The organism is Pseudomonas frederiksbergensis (genome assembly GCF_003732705.1).
Classification (GTDB): Bacteria; Pseudomonadota; Gammaproteobacteria; order Pseudomonadales; family Pseudomonadaceae; genus Aquipseudomonas; species Aquipseudomonas frederiksbergensis_F.
The window spans coordinates 1-22545 of record NZ_MOBR01000023.1 but is presented as its reverse complement, the minus strand read 5'-3'; the positions used below and the strand labels follow the sequence as shown (position 1 = coordinate 22545).

Here is a 22545-nt window from a genome sequence, read left to right as displayed (position 1 = left end):
CTCATGACGTCGATACCTCTGTCCAGTTCAACGTCGCCGACTCCCGCCACTTCACTTCGGTCAGCCCATACTTTTCCGCCTGGGGTTTGGACACGACTTTAAGCGGCGGCCTGCCGGGCTTCGGTATCGGCGCAATCCCCGCATCACAACTCGCCCAGTGCCAAGCTTGGGCATTGCTCATGCTTTGCGCGCGGATGATGAATGACTTCGTTTGTCCGTGAAGCTTGTATTCAATGACGTAAAGATCGGTCTTCATGAGGCCCCCTCCATTTGCTCATAGTTAAGGGAGTGGTGCCGTCAGAAAAAAATTCAAAGGATTTTTCAGCCGCGGTTACTTATTGATTTCTGGAGGGAAGATTGCCGGATTGAAGGCGCGCTGGACGGTGCTCGTGTTGCGAGAGTTCAATGGCAATGACCGACGGCGAGGTCATTCATCTATCTGGAGTTGTACATGAAAATTGGCGTGATTTCCGACACCCATGGTCTGCTGCGCACCGAAGCGGTGGCTGCGCTGGAGGGTTGTGAGCGGATCATTCATGCGGGTGACATTGGTAGCGCTGAAATCCTTGATCAACTGACGGCCATTGCTCCGTTGTACGTCGTGCGCGGCAACAACGACCTGGACGCGACCTGGGCAAAGCAGATTCCCGATCTTCTGCATTTCGACCTCCATGGCTGGAAGACGCTACTGGTGCATGACGTGGCCGACGTCCCGATTGAACTCGATGCGGACGTCAGGCTGGTGATCACCGGACATTCACATAAGCCACTGATTGAATGGCGGGGCGAACGGCTTTATCTCAATCCTGGCAGTGCAGGGCGGCGGCGTTTCAAGTTGCCGGTGACCCTGGCACTGCTGGATGTGCTGGCGACCTCAATGGAGCCGCGTCTGGTTTCGTTGGTGGAGTGACCGTTTCATATGGGTTGTCGTACAACGGCGCTCATCTACCCTGTCAGGCTGGCACTTCGCAAAAAATCAGTGATGTAAACGCCAGCCTTCGGCACTCACAGCGCAGAATCGGCCTATTCACGAATTACCTTTATCGAGACGAACGGCCATCTTTCAGATTGACAGCCCGGTATCAGCATCGCTATAAAAGGCACAGTTGTACGACGACAGACGATAGATCGACTGTTGAACCCTAAAAATAAAAAAGAGTGTCGGCCCCATCATGAATCCAACCTGCGTACTCGCCTCCCCGAATGCCGCTCCCCGTGGTTCGATCCTGACTGCTTGCCTGGATGCACAGTCCGGTCCGTTGCAGGCGACGGTTCCAACAAACGCCCCATAGCACTTGCTACAGGTCTGACTCCAGCCGCCGGGCATGGAGAACGTGCACCTGTACTCTCGCGTTGTTGTCGAGAGTTCATCACCCTAATCCAATAATAAAGTGATGCTATGAATCTGAATGAGCCCATCAATGCGCAACGTGTCGGCCAAGCCGTAGGCAAATACCGCTGGACGATCTGCGCGCTGTTGTTTTTTGCAACCACCGTCAACTACCTCGACCGCCAGGTGCTCAGTCTGTTGGCGCCGGGTCTATCGACGGAATTTGGCTGGAGTAATACCGATTACGCCAACATCGCGTCGGTGTTTCAGTTTGTCTATGCGATTTCCATGCTGTTCGCGGGGCGTGTGGTCGACAAAATAGGCACCAAAACCGCGTTTGTGGTGGCGATCGGCATCTGGTCGACGGGTGCGATGATGCATGCGTTTGCGGTGCCGATGGGCGAGGGGATCGCTGCGGTGTGCAGCGCATTTGGCCTGGCAGTCATTCCGGTATCGATCGCTGGTTTCATGTTGTCCCGCGCGGTGCTGGCGATTGGTGAGGCGGGTAACTTCCCGATCGCGATTAAGGCCACTGCCGAATACTTTCCGAAGAAAGAACGCTCGTTCGCGACCGGCATCTTCAACTCCGGCGCCAACGTGGGCGCGATCCTGGCGCCGATCTGCGTGCCGTTGATTGCGGGCCTGTGGGGCTGGGAAGCGGCGTTTATCGTGATCGGCATGTTGGGCTTCGTCTGGGTGGCCGTGTGGATCACGCTGTACCAGAAGCCGGAGCAGCAAAAGCGCCTGTCGGCCGCGGAACTGGCTTACATCCGCAGTGATGAGCCGGTGCAAGTGATCGCCACGCCGGTGGCGGGCGAAGTGGTCAAGAAAGTCTCGTGGTTCAAGTTGTTGACCTATCGCCAGACCTGGGCTTTTGCTTTCGGCAAGTTCATGACCGATGGCGTGTGGTGGTTCTTCCTGTTCTGGCTGCCCACTTATCTGTCGGCGCAATACGGCATGAAAGGCCCGGACATCGTGGTTCCGTTGGCCGTGCTGTACAGCATGACCATGGTCGGCAGCATCGGTGGCGGCTGGTTCCCTAGCTACTTCATGGCACGCGGTGACAAGCCGTATGACGGTCGCATGAAAGCCATGCTGGTGATCGCGCTGTTCCCGCTGCTGGTGTTGCTGGCGCAGCCGTTCGGTTACATCAGTTTCTGGGTACCGGTGTTGTTGATTGGTGTTGGCGCGTCGGCGCACCAGGCGTGGTCGTGCAATATCTTCACCACCGTGTCCGACATGTTCCCGCAGAAAACCGTGGCTTCGGTGGTGGGGATTGGCGGCATGGCCGGGGGCTTGGGCGGCGTTGTGATGACCAAGATTGGCGGTTGGGTGTTCGACTACTACAAATCGATCAACGACATTCATACCGGCTACATGATCATGTTTGCCATCTGCGCACTGGCCTACCTGGTGGCGTGGAGCGTGATGAAGGCGCTGGTGCCGCAGCATAAGGAAATTACTGACCTGTAAACGCAACACCCTGTAGGAGCAAAGCTTGCTCGCGATGGCGTCAGACCTGACACACCGCGTCATCGTTCTTCGCGGGCAAGCCTCGCTCCTACAATAAAAAAGGTGACAGATTTATTTTTCAGGAAAATAGATCTGTCACCTTTTCGCTTCAATCCCCTGTAGGAGCAAAGCTTGCTCGCGATGGCGTCAGGCCTGACACACCGCGTCATCGTTCTTCGCGGGCAAGCCTCGCTCCTACAATCAATTCAGCCCGATAGCCCGAACACCAGTCTGGAGGTAGCATGACGGGTCATCAGCCCCCATAACCGAGTAACCCAGACCTTGATCGAACGACGCCAATTCAGCGGAGGCATGAAGGGGAAAAATCTCCGCTATTTGAATGAGCAGTCTGGCGAGCCAGTCCCCATGGCACGGACAGGCTTTTTGCTGTTGGAACATTTCTCGTTACCCGCCTTCACGCAAGCGCTGGATACGATAGTCACCGCGAACCTGCTTCGCCCCAAGTTGTTTTCCACCCGGACGTTTGGCCTGAGTGAAGGCGAGGTCGTCAGCGATCTGGGCCTGGTCATTCGGCCGGATGCCCGTTTTGATGGTTCGGAGATTCAACACCTGGATCTGCTGGTCGTCTGTGGCGGCTACCGCACCGAACTGAAAGCCAATGATGAGTTGACCAACCTGCTGAGAAACGCGGCTGATCATGGTGTCATTCTGGCCGGTTTGTGGAATGGCGCCTGGTTCCTGGGCAGCGCCGGTTTGCTTGACGGCTACCGTTGCGCCATTCACCCCGAGCATCGCCCCGCACTCGCGGAAATCGCCAAAGCGACGCAGGTCACCAGTGAGCCCTATGTCATTGATCGGGACCGGCTTACGGCATCGAGTCCTTCCGGGGCCTTCCACATGGCGCTGGACTGGATCAAAGGCCTGCACGACAAGGCCTTGGTCGAGGGCATCGAAGACATTCTGGCGTTCGAGGAATCCCGCTACCGGCGCATTAAACCGACGGAAAATATCTGCGTGAGCGCTCCGCTGCGCGAGGTGGTGAAGTTGATGTTTGCCAACCTCGAAGAACCGCTGGAGCTGGAGCAACTGGCGGTGTACGCCGGCCGTTCCCGTCGCCAACTCGAGCGTCTGTTCAAGGAACAACTGGGCACCACGCCGCAACGCTATTACATGGAATTGCGCATTACCGAGGCGCGTCGACTGCTTCAGCACACCGAACTGTCCCAAGTGGACGTGCTAGTAGCCTGCGGTTTTGTGTCGCCCAGCCATTTCAGCAAATGTTACAGCTCGTACTTTGGCTACCGGCCTTCCAAGGAAACACGGCTGGTCAAATAACCCTTCGGAGACCCATTGATGTCGGACCGTGAAATCATCATTCCTGCCGCGATGAAAGCCATCGTCGAACGCGCGGGTTATGCCCCTGCAGTCAAGGTCGGCGACACGCTGTTCTGTGCTGGCCAAGTGGGCAGAACGCCTGACCTGCAAGTGATCGAGGATCCTGAGCAGCAGTTCATCTGCGCCTGGGAAAACCTGCGTGAGGTGCTCGAGGCGGGAGGCTGCACCTTCGAGGACGTGGTGGACATGACCACGTATCACGTCGATATGTCCAAGCACATGGCGGTGTTTCGCGAGGTGAAAAACCGCCTCTTCCCCAAAGGGCTGTGCGCCTGGACATGCATCGGTGTGAGTGAATTGGCACACCCGGGGCTTTTGGTTGAGATTAAGTGTGTAGCGGTGCGGCGCAAATAATCCAGGCATCCGCAGATCCTTGTGGGAGCGAGCTTGCTCGCGATTGCGCACTGCCAGGCAACACGCGTGTTGGATACAAACCGTCATCGCGAGCAAGCTCGCTCCCACCAATTAAACACTGGCGATAAAGCCCCCGTGGGATGGCCGTTTGATCTACGTAACGCTATGCTCCCGCGCAATTCGCCAATAACAACCAATAATAGTGATGTCATGAGCCAATCAGAGCTGCATGCGACTGCCTTAGCGTTGTATCCAGAGGACTACCGCGAGGCGGCAGCTTTACTCAAGCAAGCCGTGCCGCTCATGGTGCGACACAACATCCCGCCCAACCCGGTGCACTACGCCCTTTGGTACACCTACAGCAAAGGCCTGGAACCTGAACTCAATCGTCACCTGGACCGGGTCGTCAAAGATTTCGATTATTTCCCTTCGGAGTCCGCGTCCAGGCTGTTTCGTGACTACATTATTCGTGACGAACTGGAAGATGCCCGCGCCGGCCAGCAGCAAGCGATCAACCTGGTTGATGGCATGGAGCGCGATGTCTCCCATAGCGTCAATGGCAGTCTCAACTTCAAGGCCAGCCTCGGGCAATGCCTGGAAATGCTCGCGGAGCCGGTCGATAAAAGGTTGCCCGCCATACTCAGCGAGCTGCAACAGAGCACTCAGGCGATGCACGATCAGCAGGAGCGTTTCCTCAGTCAGTTGCACACGGCTCAAGCGGAGATTAAAAACCTGCGCGACAAACTTGAGCGAGCCCAACTCGACGCGACGCTGGACGGCCTGACTCAGGTACTCAATCGAAGCACCTTCTCCCGATTGTTAGAGCAGGCGTTGAGCACACCTACGCACGGTGTTGCGCTCGTCATGCTGGATATCGATCACTTCAAACAATTCAATGACCAATACGGCCACCCACTGGGCGATCGCGTGCTCAAACATGTCGGCCAGGTCTTGCGCAGCTCACTGCCACCCCAGGGTCTGGCGGCACGTTATGGTGGCGAAGAGTTTTGCGTGATCCTGCGAGACTGCGCCGATCTCAGCGCCGCCCGTGACTTCGCGCAGGAGCTGCGCCAGAAGATCCAGGCGTTGCGGATCAAGGCGCGCGGCACTGATGAAGTGTTGGATACGGTGACGGCTTCGTTTGGGGTTGCTCTCGCCAACGCGCACGACACGGTGGAAAGCCTGGTGATACGGGCCGATGACGCGCTGTACAAGGCCAAGCGTAATGGGCGTAATCAAGTCGTGTGATGACCAGGGCTCACCCCCGTTGCTCCGCCACCAACAGCAACGACTGCGGCACCGGACTTTGCGGGTGCTGCGGTTCCTGCAGGCCAGCGAGCCGAAAACCCGCCATGTCCAGCGCATTCAGCCAACTGGACAAGGTACGGAAATACCACGGCATGGGCTGCCACTGGCCCTTGAACCCAGTGAACGTCTCTTCACGCCAACCATCCTGATAGTCGCCAGCCGCCGCGGTCCACGGATGCAGCGTCTGGATCACCAGTGCGCCGCCAGGGGCCAGCAGGGCGTTCATGGCCGCGAGCAGAGGGATGATGTCCTGGTGCAACAGGGCGAAGTTGGCGCAGATCAGGTCGTAGTCGCTGCCGATATCAGCCTTGGCCTCCACCAGCTCTTCATAGCTCGCCACATGCACCCGCGAAGAACCCGCCGCCCGCGCCGCTTCGATCAACGTCGCATCGCCATCCACCCCGACCGCCTCGATGCCTCGTTCAGCCAGCGCACGTAACAGCCAGCCCTCACCGCAGCCCAGGTCGAGCACCCGCTCGGGCTGACGGCTTAACACTGCCAGCAGAATGGCCTGATTGGTGACCTGCTGGCGGCTTTCGATCGTCCCGCTGCGGATGGCTTCGATCCAGGATCGGGCGTTGTGGTGCCAGCTGTCGAGGAGGGTGGTTTCGGGGGCGGGCATGGCGGATGTCCGGAGTGATTGGTTGCATGAAGGATAGGACAAGTGCGGGTCGCGCGGATCTTGTTGGTTTGCCAGGAAACGCCTGACCAGGACAACAAATAGCGAATAACTCGTCGTCCGTCCCATAGTTGGCACTAAAGCAAATAAAACCATTGATAAATACTTCTATAAGCTTTAAACGGAAAGATCGCTGGCACATTGCTAGTGTTCAATAAGAAAGTATCGCCAGATTTTGGCTCAGGGAGCGCTGATGAGTGTTCGTCCATTGACCGACGCCACGCGGCAATCGAACGATTGCGGCGTTTCCGCCTCTCAACTAAAAGGGAACATGGATACTGTCGGCATGGCCTACGCTGGCAACGGGGACACCATCGAACATTTACTCGACTCAGCGCGCAGCTGGACTCACACCACTTCGTGGGTGGTTTATCGCGCCGGTGAGCAAATGCATCTGGTCGGGCAGGGCGACCCTCGGGTGCAGTGGCCGTCAAGCGTTGCGAATGAAGACTTTGAAGCCTTTTGCCTGACCTGGAAGTTGCACCGCTGGCCGACCGGGCGTGGCGAAAGTGTGCTGGGCTGGCTGCTCGCGCCCGTTGACGATGCCGAGGAACCGGCGCTCGCCGAGTTTGCCCAGCGCCTGGGCATTCAGGTCCAGACCAATACCCTGGCCCGTGCGCAGATTACCCAGCGTGTGCTGTATGAAATTACCTACCTGGCCAGTTCGACCCGTGACCGTTCCGTGTTTCTGGTGGGGGTTCACCGACTGCTGGCCAGCCTCATCGATGCCGAGAACTTCTATCTCGCGCTGTATGACCCGCGCACTGGCAAGATGGACTACCCGTATTACGTCGACATCATCGACGTTGATGCCCTGGAGTCCGAAAACTACGAATACCTGGACCCTTCGCACCTGTCGCTGACCGCCTACGTATTGACCACCGGCCAGCCGTTGCTGATCGACTCCGCCGGCATTCTCGCGGCCCAGGCCGAGGGGCGTTTCTACTGCGTGGGTGATCGTCCCGAGTTCTGGATGGGCGCACCGTTGAAAAATGCGTCGGATGAAGTGTTTGGCATGCTGGCGATGCAGGTCTACGACGTGTCTCGTACCTACAGCGCTGAAGACCGCGCGCTGTTTCTGGTGGTGGCCCGCCACGTGGCCATGGCGCTGGACCGAATTCTGCACCGGGCGGACCTGGAAGAGACGGTGATGCGTCGTACCCTGGAGCTTTCGGCACTTAACGACGCCTTGAGGCAGGAAGTGGCCGATCGAGAGCGCGCCGAACATCTGCAGAGCGCGCTGTTCCAGATTGCTGAGCTGTCGAGCCAGCCTGGGGACATGGCGGAGTTGTTTAAAACCTTGCATGGCATCGTCGGTGATCTGCTGTTCGCGCAGAACTTCTACATTGCGCTGTTCGACGACGCGACCACTGAAGTGACCTTTCCGTACTACGTCGATGAGCGGCAGACGATTCGCCCGGTGGCACGGCGTGGGAGCCGGGGCTTGACCGAGTACGTCATCCGTCAGCGTCGAGCGTGCCTGATTGATTCCGACGAGGCAGAACGACTGACCGTGGAAGGCGAAATTGAAGTCGCCGATGTGTATTACCGATCCTATTCCTGGCTGGGCATCCCGCTGTTCGATGGCGATGTGGTGCGTGGCGTGCTCGCGGTGCAAAGCTATACCTCCCAGGTGCGCTACACCCTGCGTGACCAGGAATTGCTGACGTTCGTGTCGCGCCACATCGATACCGCGTTGTCCCGGCGCACCGCCGCCGAAGCGATCCATGCCGCCAACCTCAAACTCGAAGCCCGGGTGCAGAACCGCACCCGTGAGCTTGATCACGCCAATGCCAAGTTGCAGCACGAAAACTCCCACGATGCGCTGACCGGGCTACCGAATCGCACCTACCTGCAACAGCGCCTCAATCTGGCCTGGTCGCGGTTCGGCAGCGAAGGCGGGCACCTGGCGGTGATGTTCATCGACCTAGACCGTTTCAAAATGGTCAACGACAGCCTCGGCCATCATTTTGGCGACCTGCTGTTGATGCAGGCCGCCCAGCGTTTACGCGGTTGCCTGCGCGACACCGACATGCTGGCGCGCTTGGGGGGCGATGAGTTTTCGGTGCTCGCGCCCGAGGCGCCGCTGGAGGTGGTGATCGAAATCGCCGAGCGGATTCTGGTGGCGTTTGACCTGCCGTTTGTCATCAATGGCCATCAGGTTTTTTCGTCCTGCAGTATCGGTATTGTCAGCGCCGACAATCAGTTCCATCACGAGCCCGCCGACTTGTTGCGCGACGCCGATGCCGCGATGTACCGGGTCAAGAGTGCCGGCCGTGACAGCTACGCGGTGTTCAACCAGGAAGTGCGCCGCGAAGTATCGGACCAGGTCGAACGGGAAGGCGCCTTGCGCAACGCGCTCAAACGGACCGACGAACTGCTGCCGTATTTCCAGCCGATCGTCAGCGTCGAAACCGGCGAACTGTTGGCCCTGGAAGCGCTGATCCGCTGGCATCAGCCGGGCGGTCGGGTGATCGCGCCGGGCGAGTTTTTGCCGGATGTCGAGGGTTTGCGCCTGATCGGTCGACTGGATTTGTACATGCTTACCAGCATCGCCGTGATCCTCGCCCAGCCCGAGCACGCCAATTGGCCGCCGGTGCACGTCAATTGCTCCAGCTACAGCATGACCCGCCCGGACTTCGCCAGTGATGTGCTGGCGCTGTTGGCGCGGCACGGGGTCGCGCCGTCACGGATTTGCCTGGAGTTGACCGAAGGTGCGCTGGTGGCCGAGCCGGCGATTGCCCGCCTGACCATGCAGCAATTGGCCGACAACGGCATGTCGGTGGTGCTCGATGACTTTGGCGCCGGGTTTTCATCCCTGAGCTATGTGCATCAATACCGTTTCAGCGGCTTGAAGATCGACAAGTCGTTCATCCTCGAACTGACCACCAGCGCCCGCAGTCGCGCGATCGTCCGGGCGATTGTGCGCATGGCCGAATCCCTGGACTTGAGCGTGGTGGCGGAAGGTGTCGAGGATCAAGCGACCCTGGACCTGCTGCGCGAAATGGGCGCAGGGCAGGCTCAGGGTTATTACTTTGCCAAACCGATGGGGTTGGCGGCGTTGTTGGCGACATCCTTGATCAGTCGCTAGGGACGTCAGTCGATGCGCGGGTGCTGTTGCACCAGCGTCTTGCGCTTGGCCTCCAACGCGGCGATTTCGGCGTCTATGTCTTCGATCTTCTGTTCAATATTGTCTTCGTGCTCCTGCAGCAGCTCCTTCGCTTCCTCAAGATCGGAAGCCGCTGGAGCCGCGCCGCGCAGGGGCATGTTTGCCGTTTCTTTCATGGTAATGCCGGTCACCAGGCCCACGATGGCGATCACCATCAGGTAATACGCCGGCATGTACAGGTTGTTGGTGCTTTCCACCAGCCACGCCACCAAGGTCGGCGTCAGGCCCGCGATCAGCACCGACACGTTGAACGCGCTGGCCAAAGCGCTGTAGCGGATGTGCGTGGGGAACATCGCCGGCAGGGTCGAGGCCATCACGCCGATGAAGAAGTTGAGCACCACGGCAATGATCAGCAGCCCTGAAAAAATCAGCCCGAGCTTGCCGCTGTTGATTAGCATAAAGGCAGGAATGGCCAGGCAGAACAGCGCGATGCTGCCGAACAGGATGAAGGGCCGGCGGCCAATCTTGTCGCTGATAAAGCCGATCAGGGGCTGCACGAACAACATGCCAACCATGATCGCGATGATGATCAACACGCCGTGATTTTCGCTGTAGTGCAGGTTGTGCGAAAGATAGCTCGGCATGTAGGTGAGCAGCATGTAGTAGGTGACGTTGGTCACGGCCACCACACCGATGCAGGTCATCAGGCTGCGCCAGTGCTTGGTGGCGACTTCCTTGAACGATACTTTCGGGCCGCGTGCCAAACCTTCGCGGTCGCCTTGTTCCAGTTTTTCGACGTGTTGCTGGAAGGCCGGCGTCTCTTCGAGTGCGTTACGCAAATAGAGACCGATCATGCCCAGGGGCAGGGCGAGGAAGAACGGCAGACGCCAGCCCCACGCCTGGAATTGCTCTTCGCCGATCACCGCGGAAATCAGCACCACCAGGCCTGCACCGAGGACAAACCCGGCGATGGAGCCGAAGTCCAGCCAACTCCCGAGGAAGCCGCGCTTGCGGTCCGGGGCATACTCGGCGACGAAGATCGAGGCGCCGGTGTATTCGCCACCCACCGAGAAGCCTTGGGCCATCTTGGCCAGCAACAGCAGGATCGGGGCCCAGATGCCAATCGTGTCATAGGACGGAATCAGCCCGATGGCGAAGGTGCTGAGGGACATGATCACGATGGTGGCCGCCAGGACTTTCTGCCGGCCATATTTGTCGCCTAATGCACCGAAGAACAGACCGCCCAGAGGACGGATCAGGAAGGGCACCGAAAAGGTCGCCAGTGCGGCGATCATCTGCACGCTGGGGGACGCGCCGGGAAAGAACACCTTGCCGAGCACATAGGCGACGAAGCCATAGACGCCGAAGTCGAACCATTCCATGGCATTGCCCAGTGCGGCGGCGGTGATCGCCTTGCGCATCTTGGCGTCGTCGACAATGGTGATGTCTTCCAATCCGATGGGATTGACGGTTTTCTTGCTTGAGTTCATGCGAATTACTCTGTCCCTGATGGCTGTCGATGCCATTGTTTTAATGGCACGTCCTCTTGGTTCAGATACATGCAGACACGGAATAATTCACCACTCGCCGCATTTTTGTTAAATCACCGCCGGGCTGGGGTAGTGGAGACGTTCGCCGCCCAGCGAATCGCGCTGCATGGAGTGCAGGTTCTTCTCGATGGTTTCGCACAAGGCTTCCATCTGGATCTGGTGTTCGCTGTTGCGGAACGGGCTTTGCAGATCGGTGCCGATGCGTTCGATGGCCAGCAGCATGAAACCCACCACCGTCGAGGCCAGCGGGGTATACCAGCCCAGGGACTCGACCAGCCCCACCGGCACAATCAGGCAGAACAGCGAAATAAACAGCCGCGGGAAATACACGTAAGGGTAGGGCAGCGGCGTATTGGCAATCCGCTCCATGCCGCCCTGGCTGTTGGACAAGTCAACCAGGGTCGTCTCCAGCCGCGCCAGGCGAATGCTGTCCAGGTGCCCGGCCTTGTATTCCTGGGCCAACAGTGCCGCGGAACCGTTGAGGATGTCGTTGGCAAAGTTATTGGTAGAGCCGCTGCGCGCGAACTCCTCGGCGGGAATAAACGCGCGTATCTCGTCCGGGCACGGCTGACCCCGCAAGTGCGCCGCCAGGCAATTTACGTACGCCACGTGGCGGCGCAGCAGGGTTGATTTCATCGGATTGACCTCATGACCCGGGTCATCCAGAAACGTCAGGACTTGCCGCGCAAAGCTGCGGGAGTTATTGACCATCGCCCCCCACAACGTGCGCGCTTCCCACCAGCGATTGTAGGCACTGCTGTTGCGAAAACTGATCAACACCACCAATGCCGAACCGAGCAACGTCAGAGGCATCAGTGGCAGGGTGATCTTGCTGTTGAGAATCAGCATGAAGTCCACGGTGACGGCGATATCCCAGAGCAACAACCAGAACAGCGCCCAGCCGACATAGCCCATGGTCTTGATGATCAGACGGTATTTTTTGATGATGGCGGCTTTCAAGCGGCGACCTCGCAGCGAGTGGTGGGCATTAATGCTCTAACTCGGACGGTGGTTGTCGGGTAAAGGTTCGGTGGGGGGCTGCGATCAATGATCCGGGAGGTGTAACCTTGCGCGCACGCTTACCAAGATAAGAAAAATAATCAGGAGTCATTGATGCAACCGATCCGTCTCGGTCTGGTGGGCTACGGCAAGATTGCCCAGGACCAACACGTCCCCGCTATCCACGCCAATCCCGCGTTCCAGTTGGTGTCCGTCGCCACCCAAGGGCAGCCCTGCGCCGGGGTCGAGAACTTCAAGTCCCTGGGTGAGCTGCTGGAAAACGGCCCGCCCGTCGATGCGATTGCGTTTTGCACACCGCCCCAAGGACGCTTCGCCCTGGTGCAACAAGCACTTGCCGCTGGCAAACACGTGCTGGTCGAAAAACCGCCGTGCGCCACGCTGGGTGAAGCGATGGCGTTGGTGAATCAGATCGCGGAGCAAGGCGTCAGCGGTTTGTTCGCCTGGCATTCACGCTACGCACCCGGCATTCAGGCTGCCCGTGATTGGCTGGCCACCCGCACCCTGCAAAGCGTGCAGATCGACTGGAAGGAAGACGTGCGCAAGTGGCACCCCGGCCAGACGTGGATCTGGCAACCCGGAGGCCTGGGCGTCTTCGATCCGGGCATCAATGCCTTGTCGATTGCCACGCATCTGCTGGCGTTGCCGCTGTTTGTCGAATCCGCCGAACTGCGCGTCCCCAGCAACTGCCAGTCGCCGATTGCCGCGTCGATCAAAATGTCCGACGCGCGCCACCTCGATGTCCGCGCGGAGTTCGATTTCGATCACGGCCATGACGAACTCTGGAGCATCGAGATTCGCTGCACTGAAGGCGTCCTGCGACTGGACAACGGCGGTGCTTTGTTGAGCGTCGACGGCGTGCGCCAAGCGGTATCGGAGGAGGGCGAGTACGCGGCGGTGTATCGGCATTTTCAGCAGTTGATTGACGACAAGACCAGTGACCTGGATCTTCAGCCGTTGCGGTTGGTTGCGGACAGTTTTTTTGTGGGGAGCCGGGCGTTGGTCGAGGCGTTTTACGATTGAGGAACAGGGGACAGATTTCGTCTCATGCCCGTCAGTCAAGAGGTAGAGCCAGCGATGGAATCTCTGTGGCGAGGGAGCAAGCTCCCTCGCCACAGCGATAACGGTGACCAGTCGACCAACATCAAAGGATGTTACAGAGGCCCCAGTAAGGCTCGCGACATGACCCGGTAAAACAGCGAACGTGGTTAACTCAAGAACGACGATGCAGGAAATCGACAACCAAGTCTGTCGTCGCCTGGGGCTGCTCTTCGGTGATCCAGTGCCCGCAATCCGGAATAATCACGGCTTCGAGGTTATCGGCAACACTTCGCAACACCGCGCCGATCATAGGGCCGAATGTCGCTTCGCCACCCAAGGCCAAGACCGGCATTTGAAGCTTGCCTTGCGCAAGTAGCGCCTTGTTGTCGATCGCATCCTGACTGAACTCCAGGAACTGGGCAAAGCTCGCTCGCATTGCGCCGGGTTGCGCATAGAGCGCCGCATAATGCTGGCGCTTCGCTTCATCAAACCGCGTTTGATCCTGAGAAAGTTCGTTCCAGAACCGGTCGAGATAAATGCGCTCGCGACCGGCGACCAAGCGCTCCATGTCCTGGCCACCAAAGCCAAAGTGCCACATGGCCGGATCTTGTGTGATCTGACCCCATGGCCCGATGCCGGGTAGCGGCGCATCGATTGCCACCCATCGGCTAACACGCTCGGGGTGGATGGCGGCAACTGCGTAGCCGACCATCACGCCGATGTCGTGCGTTACCAAATCGACCGTTTGAACACCCAGAGCGTCCAGGACACCCACTATGTCCGCAGCCTGCGTCTTCTTGTCATAGCCGCCATCAGGCTTCGACGAAAGGCCCCAGCCACGCAGGTCGGGCACGATAATCATGTGATCTTCGATGAGTGCGCTCGCCAGATGCCCCCACATGTCGCCCGTTGTACCGAAGCCGTGCAGCATGATGACTGCCGGCCCATGACCGCCGACCCGCACATGGATGGATGCACCATTGATTTCGATCGTCCGAGACTGCATGACGGCCGGGAAAGGGTAGATCCCGTTTACGTGGGTATGCTCGTTCATCTGTGTACTCCAGGTTTGCATCTAGTCGAGGGGATTGGCCGTTTACTGCGCGATGACACAACGATCGGTTGCGACTCAATGTGAAGCGCGATATCGGCTCTATACAGTTCTATAACGTACGTCACAAAACGTGCAATGGTTTTTTTATGACGACCGTGATAAAACTGGCCCATAAACGATGTTGCACTCATAGTTGATCAAGGGATTCAGATGGCCAGACCTAGGCAATTCGATGAAGAAACGGTGCTCGAATCCGCAATGCAACGTTTCTGGAATAACGGCTTTGAGGCCACATCGATGCGTGACCTCGCCGACCAAACCGGAATGACGACGGCGAGCCTCTACAACGCGTTCGGTGATAAGAAAGCCATCTACCGTCTCGTGCTCGATCGGTATGTCCGTCAGGCACTCGAAACCTGTTCGACGATTTTCGGAAGCGATGACCCGCCCCTACAGGCATTGGAGCGGTTCTTCGATGCAACCCTTGAAGAAGTGCTGGGCGACCGGCTTCACAAGGGGTGCTTTGTGGTGAACACGGCGTTGGAGGTGGCGTCGCATGATCAAGACTTTCGAGAGGTGGTCACCAAAGTCTTTGAGGAAATCGAAAAGTGTGTCCGCGACTGTGTCACGGCCGGGCAGCGCGACGGGACAATCCTTATCTCGCAACCTCCAGCCGACATTGCGCGACTCGCACTGGGTATTATCCTGGGCCTGCGGGTTCTGGCCCGAACCAATCCCGATCGTGAACTGCTGACCGGGGTCGTTCGGCCATTTTTCGTGCTGCTAAGGGCACAGTGAAAAATGTCGAACGACGCGCGAAACAAGCTGTGAAAAAAGGGGACAGATTTATTTACTTCGAAAATAAATCTGTCCCCTTATTTCCTTATCTTTTTATCTATGACCCTGGTCGCATGAACTTGAAATGCACGACATTGCTCGACAGAATCGCGCCCCGATCCGGCCGCGGGCCAGAGTGTGTACATACAGTCAGTCGCCCAACGGCGATCAGGCTATTTTCAGGGATGATTGGGTGATGAAGTTTGTGCAACGCATCAAGGCGTACTTTGGATGGGATTCGCATCGGGAGGCCGACGCTTCAATGGCGCAAGATGACGCTCAAGCATCGTCCCGCCTGAAACAAAACCTGGTGTGGATGCCGACTTTTGAAGCGCTCAAGCCCCTTGATCTTCCGCCTCCCGCCTGTCCTCCATTAGGGCTATCCACCGGCCAGTTGGTCAGTCGCTATCGGGCCTACATTGCGCAAGTAGAGACACTCGATACGCCAGTGGCCAACGAAGCGTTGCGCGTGGCCGGGCGGCGTTTGGCCAGGGACCTGCTTGAAAAAGCGATTGATCTCAGCAGCTCCAAAGCCCAGGAACTCTCGCAGGACATTTACTGGCTGATGCAAAGCGCGGCGCTGGCTTCGTTATTTGCTGACGGTCCGCAGTCGGATGAATTCGTGGCCTATCGAAATCACGTTCACTACTACAAGGATGCCGCTCTGATGACTGCTCAAGTCGGGGCATTCGACCTGTACGTAACCTCGCGTAATCCCCGAAAACCCGCACAGCTAGTGGGCGAAAGCGAAATTCAATCCAGCTCACCGGACGGTCACTATTGTGTTCAGGTGACGCCTTGGGAAGCACGCAACTCTCTTTGGGTATATCCGCCGCGCATTATCGATACCCGGCAGGGCATCTGCGTTTTTCGATTCTCGGACGCTTGTTGGTCGGCGGATCAATCCAATTGGCTCACCCCGACGACCGTAGAACTCAAACTACGCAAATTCCCTGGAGACCGGATGGGGCAGGGCGTGCGCGTAGTCGTCGACTGTGATGGGCGCGTTGCTCGTTGGGGGAGCGGAAAAACAGTCGAGTTATCGGATCTGGAAAGTGCGCTTGAAGCCTTCCTGAACGAGGCTTGAAAAAGGGGAAAAGCAGGCGTTGTAGCAGCTGGCGAAGCCTGCTGCTACATGACCCAGTAAAACCGGGATAACGGGACAGATTTATTTTATTCAAAATACATCCGTCCCCTTAATGCTCGCTTTCGCGCAGGGCACGCAGGTTATCGGGAATCTTTACCCAGCCAGCGATAGGTCACGCCACCGATGACGGCGCCCAACATCGGCGCCAACCAAAACAGCCACAGCTGCTGAATCGCCCAACCGCCAACAATCAGTGCCGGGCCTGTACTGCGCGCCGGGTTGACCGAAGTATTAGTGACGGGGATCGAGATCAGGTGGATCAGAGTCAGCCCCAGGCCAATGGCAATCGGTGCCAGACTGGCAGGGGCGCGTTTGTCGGTGGCGCCAAGGATGATCAGGATGAACATCGCGGTCATCACCAACTCGGTGACAAACCCCGCCGCCATCGAGTAGCCACCTGGCGAGTGTTCGCCGTAGCCATTGGACGCGAGGCCACTGGCCAGTTCGAAACCGGGTTTACCACTGGCGATGAAGTACAGCAGGCCTGCTGCAATCACCCCTCCCATCACTTGAGCGAGGATATAGGCGGGTAGTTCTTTGACCGGAAACCTTCCACCCACTACCAGTCCGACCGAGACCGCGGGATTGAGATGACAGCCGGATATGTGGCCGATGGCGAAAGCCATGGTCAGCACCGTCAGACCAAACGCCAGGGAAACTCCCAGAAAACCAATCCCCGCGCCAGGAAACGTCGCGGCCAAAACCGCACTGCCGCAACCACCAAATACCAGCCAGAACGTACCCAACAACTCAGTAGCCGAACGTTTGAACAGAGACATAAGACAGTGCCTTATCGAGATTGGAGAGAAAACACTAACGAGATATGTCCGTTGCTGATGTAGGACATTTCCCAAGCATCTCGCTCCAATTTCTCAGGCTCTGTTTGCGCTCAGGATGAGTAAGGCTGCGGCGAAGTCACCTTCCAGACACAAAACTAAGAAAACCATTGGAAAAACTTTCCAATTCGCTGCGCAGTCTCGAACCCCTCATGACTACAAAAAATGGCGACGAGAACAAACGCGAATCCAGGTCCGATAAATGCAAAAGAGACGGCCCCACCTCCGCCCCAAAAAAACAATATGCCAACAACAACAGCGCCAGATCCTGCCCACAGAGTGAGCCGACGTTCTTTAGCCTGTTCAGGGTGTTTTTCAAACATGAATATTTCTTCCCTGCGGGGAATAAAGGGACATACCTATTTTCTTCGAAAATAAATCTGTCCCCATATTTTCAACCGCGAATAAACGCCAGCAAATCAGCATTGATCTGATCCGCGTTGGTCGTCGGCATACCATGCGGGAAGCCCGGGTAGGTCTTGAGCGTGGGGTGCTTCAACAGTTTGGCCGAAAGCGGCGCCGAGTCGGCAAACGGTACGATCTGATCATCCTCGCCATGCATGACCAGTGTCGGCACCTGAATCGCCTTCAGGTCTTCGGTGAAGTCGGTCTCGGAGAAGGCCTTGATGCAGTCGTAATGCGCTTTTGCGCCGCCCATCATGCCTTGCCGCCACCAGTTGTCGATGACGCCTTGGGAGACTTTGGCGCCGGGGCGATTGAAGCCGTAGAACGGCCCCGCCGGCACGTCCACGTAAAACTGCGCGCGGCTGGCGACCAGTGCCGAGCGGAACCCGTCGAACACCTCCAGAGGTAAACCTCCAGGGTTCTTTTCCGACTTGACCATGATCGGTGGAACCGCGCTAATCAGTACGGCTTTGGCCACGCGTCCTGGCTTGGCTCGCGCGGTGTAGCGTGCGACTTCACCACCACCGGTCGAATGGCCGACATGGATCGCCCCCTTGAGGTCGAGCGCATCGGTCAACTCGATGACATCGGCGGCATAAGTATCCATTTCGTTGCCCTCCCACGTCTGGGTCGAGCGCCCGTGACCGCGCCGGTCGTGCGCGATCACCCGGTAGCCCTTGAGCAAGAAGAACATCATCTGGTTGTCCCAGTCATCCGCGCTCAATGGCCAGCCGTGGTGAAACACGATGGGCGTCGCGTCTTTCGGACCCCAATCCTTGTAGAAAATCTCGGTCCCGTCTTTGGTCGTGATTGCATTCATGGCGTATGTCCCCTCGCGATCTGGTTTGTGTGGGGCGTGCAAAAGGCCGCTGGCTCGTGGTCGTAATCAACGGTCACGAGCGGGCTTGGTCAGTGTAGAAGACGCACAGGAAGCAACACTTTCAGACGATGGATGGAGCTCAATCTACTGCCGCCAGGGTGGTTGCGTTCCGAACTGATCCTTGAGAAAACGCAAGAAATTGACCGTTCTCGCGGGCAACCCTTCGCGTTGATGCGTCAGGGCAACAATATTGGCATCTGGCAGTTTCCAGCCTGGAAACAGTCGTATCAACGTTCCATCCGCCAGAGCATCGGCAACATCCCATTCAGAACGCATGATGATGCCGTGCCCCTCGCAAGCCCATTGCCGGATAACACTGCCGTCGTTGCAGCTCAACGCCGGGCGGATGCGCACATTGAGTGTTTTACGTGCGCGTGTGAAATGCCAGCGCGTGACGTCTTCGTTGTTTTCACGCAGGGCAATGCAGGGCAGGGTCGCCAGGTTGTCGGGGTGTTCCGGTAAACCGTGTTGTTCGATAAAGGCAGGCGAGGCGCATACATAGCGACGGTTGGCGGCAATGGAGTGGCACACCAGATTGGATGAGCGCAACTCCCCAATATGGATGACAACATCAAATCGATCAGTGACTTCGACCATTGGCTGTTCGGACAAACTCAATGCAATCTCGACTTCTGGGTGCAAGCGCTGAAACGCCGCCACCGCAGGCGCTACGTACTGGCGGCCAAATCCGAACGGTGCATTGATTTTCAACTTGCCAACGAAGCCGCTGCGGCGCTCCTGCAAATCTGCCAGCAGGGAATCGAATTGCTCGACCAGCTCAGCCCCGCGCAGGCACAAGAACTCGCCCTCATCGGTAAAGCGCAGCTGCCGGGCTGACCGATCGAGCAATCGAATCGACAGTTTTTTCTCCATTTGCTGAAGCCGCTGGGTCACCGCCGAGGGCGTCAACCCTAGCTTGCGTGACGCGGCCAACAAACTTTCGCTTTCCCGGATGACCAGGAGAAAGCGGATATCCAACGTCTCGTTCATTAAGCATCACTGAATATTAGAGTTAGGAGTATTAAATTTTCATTTGAATCTGGAAGCCTAGAATAGCCTCATTCCAGGAGGCCAGACATGTCATTACTCACCCAAATCGAAACCCCCGCCTTGGTGCTGGACTGCGATCGGCTCGACGCCAACATCCAACGGATGCGCAATAAAATCGCGGCATTCAATGTGGTATTGCGCCCTCACGTGAAGACCAACAAGTCGCTGGAAGTCACCGAGCGCCTGTTTGCAGGTGGGCGCGGACCCATCACCGTTTCAACGCTGCGTGAGGCCGATTTCTTTTTCGAGGCCGGGTTTACCGACATCCTGTATGGCGTTGGCATTGCGCCTAACAAATTCGCGCATGCCGCCGCGTTGATCAGCCAAGGCGCGCAGCTCAAGCTGGTCCTCGACAATCTGGACACCGCCAGACTGTTGGCCGAATTCGCGCACACGACGGGGCATGTTTTTGATGTCTTGCTGGAAATCGATTGCGACGGTCACCGCTCCGGGCTCAGCCCGCAATCACCGCTATTGGTGGAAATCGCGCAATTGTTGAGCGCCAATGGCGTCAGGCTCAGCGGCTTGATGACACACGCCGGAAAGTCCTACGACAGCCAGTCGATCGCGCAAATCCAGGCCTGCGCCCGGCAGGAGCGCGCGGCAGTGATCGATGCCAGCCAACTATTGACGCGTGCAGGTTTCAACCTGCCGATCATCAGCGTCGGTTCGACACCCACGGCACTTTTTACTGAGGATTTATCCGGGGTGACAGAAGTGCGTGCGGGTGTGTTCGCCTTCTTCGATCTGGTCATGGCGGGTTTGGGTGTTTGTCAGGTGCAGGATATTGCGGTCTCGGTGCTGACGACGGTCATTGGCCATCAAGCTGAAAAAGGCTGGATCATTACGGATGCGGGATGGATGGCACTTTCTCGCGATCGTGGTACCGCCAAACAAGCGGTGGATCAGGGATATGGTGTCGTGTGTGACGCCGCCGGCCAGCCCCTTGGCGACCTGATCGTCAGCGCAACCAATCAGGAACACGGGATCATTTCATCGCGCTCCGGGGTGCTTGACCCCTTGAGTTTGCTGCCCTTGGGCACGCTGCTGCGGATCCTGCCGAATCACGCCTGCGCCACCTCGGCGCAGCACGCGGGTTATCACGTTTTCAGCGAGGGACGCAGTCTTGGTTACTGGCCACGCATCGCGGGTTGGTAATTGATTCATTCATCAGAATTCACAACGTTGATCGATCAAGGAGGGCAAATGAAGTTGATCACGGCAGAGAAACTACCTGTACCCGGCGGGCATTACTCACATGGCGTAATGGCAGGACCGCTTCTATTCATTTCCGGCCAGTTGCCGTTTCCACCGAATGCTCAAGCCTTTCCCGATGGCATCGAAGCCCAGACTATTCAGGCAATGGAAAATGTAGAGGCTGTGCTGCATGCAGCGGGTGCTTCGTTGAGTCATTTAGTCAGCGTGCACATTTACATTGTTGATGTGGCTGACTGGCCGACCGTGAATCTGACTTATGCAACGCTGATGGGCGCGCACCGTCCCGCAAGAGTCATCGTCCCGTGTGGTTCACTCCATCACGGGGCCTTGGTGGAAATTTCAGCAGTGGCTGAAGTTTGAATACTTTAAAGAAGGTCAGTCGTTATGAATTTGATTGAAAACAATGTGCAGCAAACTCCAGTCAAACTCGTCTTGTTCGATTTGCTCACCGCTTTGCTGGACTCGTGGACACTTTGGAATTGCGTTGCGGGCTCCGATGAAATGGGGCGCACCTGGCGTATGGCTTATTTGAAGGCGACTTACGGCTGTGGCGCTTACCGGCCTTATGAAACGCTGGTCGAGGAGGCCGCGATCAGTGTGGGGCTCGGCAAAGAGGCCGCGCAAAATCTGGAGGCACGCTGGACGCAGTTGCAACCCTGGCCCGAGGCCAAACGCGTTCTCACCGAGTTGGCGCCGCACTACAAACTGGGGGTGGTTACCAACTGTTCCGAGCGATTGGGGCGCATCGCGGCGGATCTTCTCGGGGTGCCATTTGACGTCGTTGTCACTTCTGAACAGGCCGGTTTCTACAAGCCCGATCCGCAACCTTACAGGCTCGCGCTGCAACTAGCGGGTGTAGAACCCGCTCACGCCCTGTTCGTAGCAGGGTCAGCCTACGATCTATTTGGCACGCAGAAAGTCGGCTTGCCAACCTTCTGGCACAACAGAGTAGGGCTAGATGCGCCCGCTGGTGCGCCAGATCCATTAATCATGCGCCCGACACTCGATAGCCTGGTTCAGGACATTAAAGCCCTGGGCGGGAAATAACCGTCGTGTTGCTTATCGCGGTCATCCTCTAAATCAATCCCGGCAGGGAAGTTGCCTACAACGGCGCCTCTGCCGTCCAGGTTTCAAGCTATTGCGATACTTGCGACAACGCATGAATGACATCCGCAGCCATCTTTTCAGCGCTGTTCATCCCGTCAATCCGTAAGACCGGAGCCGTTTGCGCTGATATCCACGCCTCGTGCCACGCTCGGTTACGTCCTGAAAAGTTCGGATTGTCATACTCCGAGGCCCATTCCCGGAAGGCCACATGTATCTCATGCATATCACCACCAGGTGCAATCCGATCTCCAAAGCGCTCCTGTTCACGTGCGGCCAACCGTTCAAGGCGAACGGGTGTAGCTGTTACAACAAAAACAATCAGATCCGCATGGGTAATCAGTGCATCTCCCCAACCAATACAAGAGCCGGTCAGCACCCAATCTTCGTCACCGAGTTTTTGCTGAATCAATGACACGCGCTCACCGACAGGTCGCTTAGTCGTAAAAGGAGGGTTCGTGGGCATCCAGAAAAAATCATCGACATCGACCTGTCGTAGCCCGAGCAGCGTTGCGAGGTTTTGACCCAAAGTGGTCACCCCCGCACACGAAGCACCTGTAATGTAAATCCGCAATTTTTCCTCCATGGATACAAGTCCGTTTCGAGGTTGGCAAGATATCCCATACCTGTCTGAGTCGCACTTTTCCGAGGGTGTGAATGATTGCTTTTGGCTGATTTCTGGCTGTCGCGAAGGGCGGAAATCGGCCCCAAGTAGCCCTTCGAGCGATGCAAAGGTGAACTGGTAAAGTTGAATCTGC

The 22545-nt window shown here is 57.5% G+C and carries 22 protein-coding genes; 12 read left to right on the top strand and 10 right to left on the bottom strand.

The annotated features are described in order from the left end of the window. Position 1: 1 nt before the first annotated feature. Positions 2-256 carry a DUF6555 family protein gene (locus BK667_RS22595; RefSeq protein WP_123511701.1) on the bottom strand — a complete coding sequence of 85 codons (255 nt, stop codon included), beginning with the start codon at positions 254-256 and terminating at the stop codon, positions 2-4. Positions 257-451: 195 nt separating this feature from the next. Here BK667_RS22595 and BK667_RS22590 point away from each other — a divergent pair, with 195 nt between their 5' ends. The 5 genes from BK667_RS22590 to BK667_RS22570 all read left to right on the top strand — a co-directional run bounded on the left by BK667_RS22590 (position 452) and on the right by BK667_RS22570 (position 5800). Continuing rightward, on the top strand, positions 452-910 hold the full coding sequence (locus BK667_RS22590; protein ID WP_123598956.1) for a metallophosphoesterase family protein: 459 nt from the start codon (positions 452-454) through the stop codon (positions 908-910). 489 nt (positions 911-1399) lie between these two features. Further along, positions 1400-2803, top strand: coding sequence for an MFS transporter (locus BK667_RS22585; RefSeq protein WP_123511705.1), 1404 nt, complete (start codon positions 1400-1402; stop codon positions 2801-2803). Between the two features lie 351 nt (positions 2804-3154). Beyond that, positions 3155-4138: a transcriptional regulator SouR gene (souR, locus tag BK667_RS22580; protein ID WP_123598955.1), complete on the top strand. Its 984-nt coding sequence runs from the start codon at positions 3155-3157 to the stop codon at positions 4136-4138. A gap of 18 nt (positions 4139-4156) precedes the next feature. After that, positions 4157-4552 (top strand): RidA family protein, encoded by a 396-nt coding sequence (locus BK667_RS22575; protein WP_123598954.1) that lies wholly within the window; start codon positions 4157-4159, stop codon positions 4550-4552. A gap of 210 nt (positions 4553-4762) precedes the next feature. Continuing rightward, entirely contained in the window at positions 4763-5800 is a 1038-nt protein-coding gene (locus BK667_RS22570) for a GGDEF domain-containing protein (protein ID WP_123598953.1), read from the top strand. Positions 5801-5810: 10 nt separating this feature from the next. On the opposite strand, the gene BK667_RS22565 is transcribed toward BK667_RS22570, so the two are convergent. After that, the gene (locus tag BK667_RS22565) at positions 5811-6482 is read right to left on the bottom strand and encodes a class I SAM-dependent methyltransferase (protein ID WP_123511713.1); all 672 of its coding nucleotides are present in this window, start codon (positions 6480-6482) and stop codon (positions 5811-5813) included. Between the two features lie 250 nt (positions 6483-6732). Here BK667_RS22565 and BK667_RS22560 point away from each other — a divergent pair, with 250 nt between their 5' ends. Next, positions 6733-9630, top strand: a complete 2898-nt coding sequence (locus BK667_RS22560) for a sensor domain-containing phosphodiesterase (protein ID WP_123598952.1) — start codon at positions 6733-6735, stop codon at positions 9628-9630. A 5-nt stretch (positions 9631-9635) separates the two neighbouring features. Here the strand turns inward: BK667_RS22560 and proP are convergent, their stop codons facing one another. Further along, positions 9636-11138 (bottom strand): glycine betaine/L-proline transporter ProP, encoded by a 1503-nt coding sequence (gene proP / locus BK667_RS22555; RefSeq protein ID WP_123511717.1) that lies wholly within the window; start codon positions 11136-11138, stop codon positions 9636-9638. A gap of 108 nt (positions 11139-11246) precedes the next feature. Beyond that, positions 11247-12158: a bestrophin family protein gene (locus BK667_RS22550; protein ID WP_123598951.1), complete on the bottom strand. Its 912-nt coding sequence runs from the start codon at positions 12156-12158 to the stop codon at positions 11247-11249. A 153-nt stretch (positions 12159-12311) separates the two neighbouring features. Here BK667_RS22550 and BK667_RS22545 point away from each other — a divergent pair, with 153 nt between their 5' ends. Next, a complete protein-coding gene (locus tag BK667_RS22545) occupies positions 12312-13238 on the top strand; it encodes a Gfo/Idh/MocA family protein (protein ID WP_123598950.1) in 927 nt (308 codons plus the stop codon). A gap of 190 nt (positions 13239-13428) precedes the next feature. Here the strand turns inward: BK667_RS22545 and BK667_RS22540 are convergent, their stop codons facing one another. Next, positions 13429-14310 carry an alpha/beta fold hydrolase gene (locus BK667_RS22540; RefSeq protein ID WP_123511723.1) on the bottom strand — a complete coding sequence of 294 codons (882 nt, stop codon included), beginning with the start codon at positions 14308-14310 and terminating at the stop codon, positions 13429-13431. Positions 14311-14568: 258 nt separating this feature from the next. Here BK667_RS22540 and BK667_RS22535 point away from each other — a divergent pair, with 258 nt between their 5' ends. Together BK667_RS22535 and BK667_RS33330 are read left to right on the top strand one after the other, a co-directional pair. Then, on the top strand, positions 14569-15108 hold the full coding sequence (locus BK667_RS22535) for a TetR/AcrR family transcriptional regulator (RefSeq protein WP_221179175.1): 540 nt from the start codon (positions 14569-14571) through the stop codon (positions 15106-15108). Positions 15109-15232: 124 nt separating this feature from the next. Continuing rightward, a complete protein-coding gene (locus tag BK667_RS33330; protein ID WP_185058265.1) occupies positions 15233-16234 on the top strand; it encodes a hypothetical protein in 1002 nt (333 codons plus the stop codon). Between the two features lie 140 nt (positions 16235-16374). Here BK667_RS33330 and aqpZ read toward each other — a convergent pair whose 3' ends face one another. The 4 genes from aqpZ to BK667_RS22515 form a co-directional block, all read right to left on the bottom strand. Further along, a complete protein-coding gene (gene aqpZ / locus BK667_RS22525) occupies positions 16375-17073 on the bottom strand; it encodes an aquaporin Z (protein ID WP_123511727.1) in 699 nt (232 codons plus the stop codon). Positions 17074-17228: 155 nt separating this feature from the next. Next, on the bottom strand, positions 17229-17453 hold the full coding sequence (locus BK667_RS33115) for a hypothetical protein (RefSeq protein WP_148060155.1): 225 nt from the start codon (positions 17451-17453) through the stop codon (positions 17229-17231). A gap of 71 nt (positions 17454-17524) precedes the next feature. After that, a complete protein-coding gene (locus BK667_RS22520; protein WP_123598948.1) occupies positions 17525-18355 on the bottom strand; it encodes an alpha/beta fold hydrolase in 831 nt (276 codons plus the stop codon). Between the two features lie 144 nt (positions 18356-18499). Continuing rightward, positions 18500-19405: a LysR family transcriptional regulator gene (locus BK667_RS22515; RefSeq protein ID WP_123598947.1), complete on the bottom strand. Its 906-nt coding sequence runs from the start codon at positions 19403-19405 to the stop codon at positions 18500-18502. A gap of 105 nt (positions 19406-19510) precedes the next feature. On the opposite strand from BK667_RS22515, the gene BK667_RS22510 reads away from it, so the two are divergent. From BK667_RS22510 to BK667_RS22500, 3 genes are read left to right on the top strand one after another with little or no spacing between them, the layout of a single operon-like run. Further along, entirely contained in the window at positions 19511-20623 is a 1113-nt protein-coding gene (locus BK667_RS22510) for an alanine racemase (RefSeq protein ID WP_375539183.1), read from the top strand. A 48-nt stretch (positions 20624-20671) separates the two neighbouring features. After that, a complete protein-coding gene (locus tag BK667_RS22505) occupies positions 20672-21043 on the top strand; it encodes a RidA family protein (RefSeq protein WP_123598945.1) in 372 nt (123 codons plus the stop codon). A gap of 24 nt (positions 21044-21067) precedes the next feature. Then, complete coding sequence (locus BK667_RS22500; RefSeq protein ID WP_123598944.1) at positions 21068-21730, top strand: HAD family hydrolase; 663 nt, start codon at positions 21068-21070, stop codon at positions 21728-21730. Positions 21731-21818: 88 nt separating this feature from the next. Here the strand turns inward: BK667_RS22500 and BK667_RS22495 are convergent, their stop codons facing one another. Next, positions 21819-22361 (bottom strand): ATP-binding protein, encoded by a 543-nt coding sequence (locus BK667_RS22495; protein WP_123599018.1) that lies wholly within the window; start codon positions 22359-22361, stop codon positions 21819-21821. Between the last annotated feature and the right edge of the window lie 184 nt (positions 22362-22545).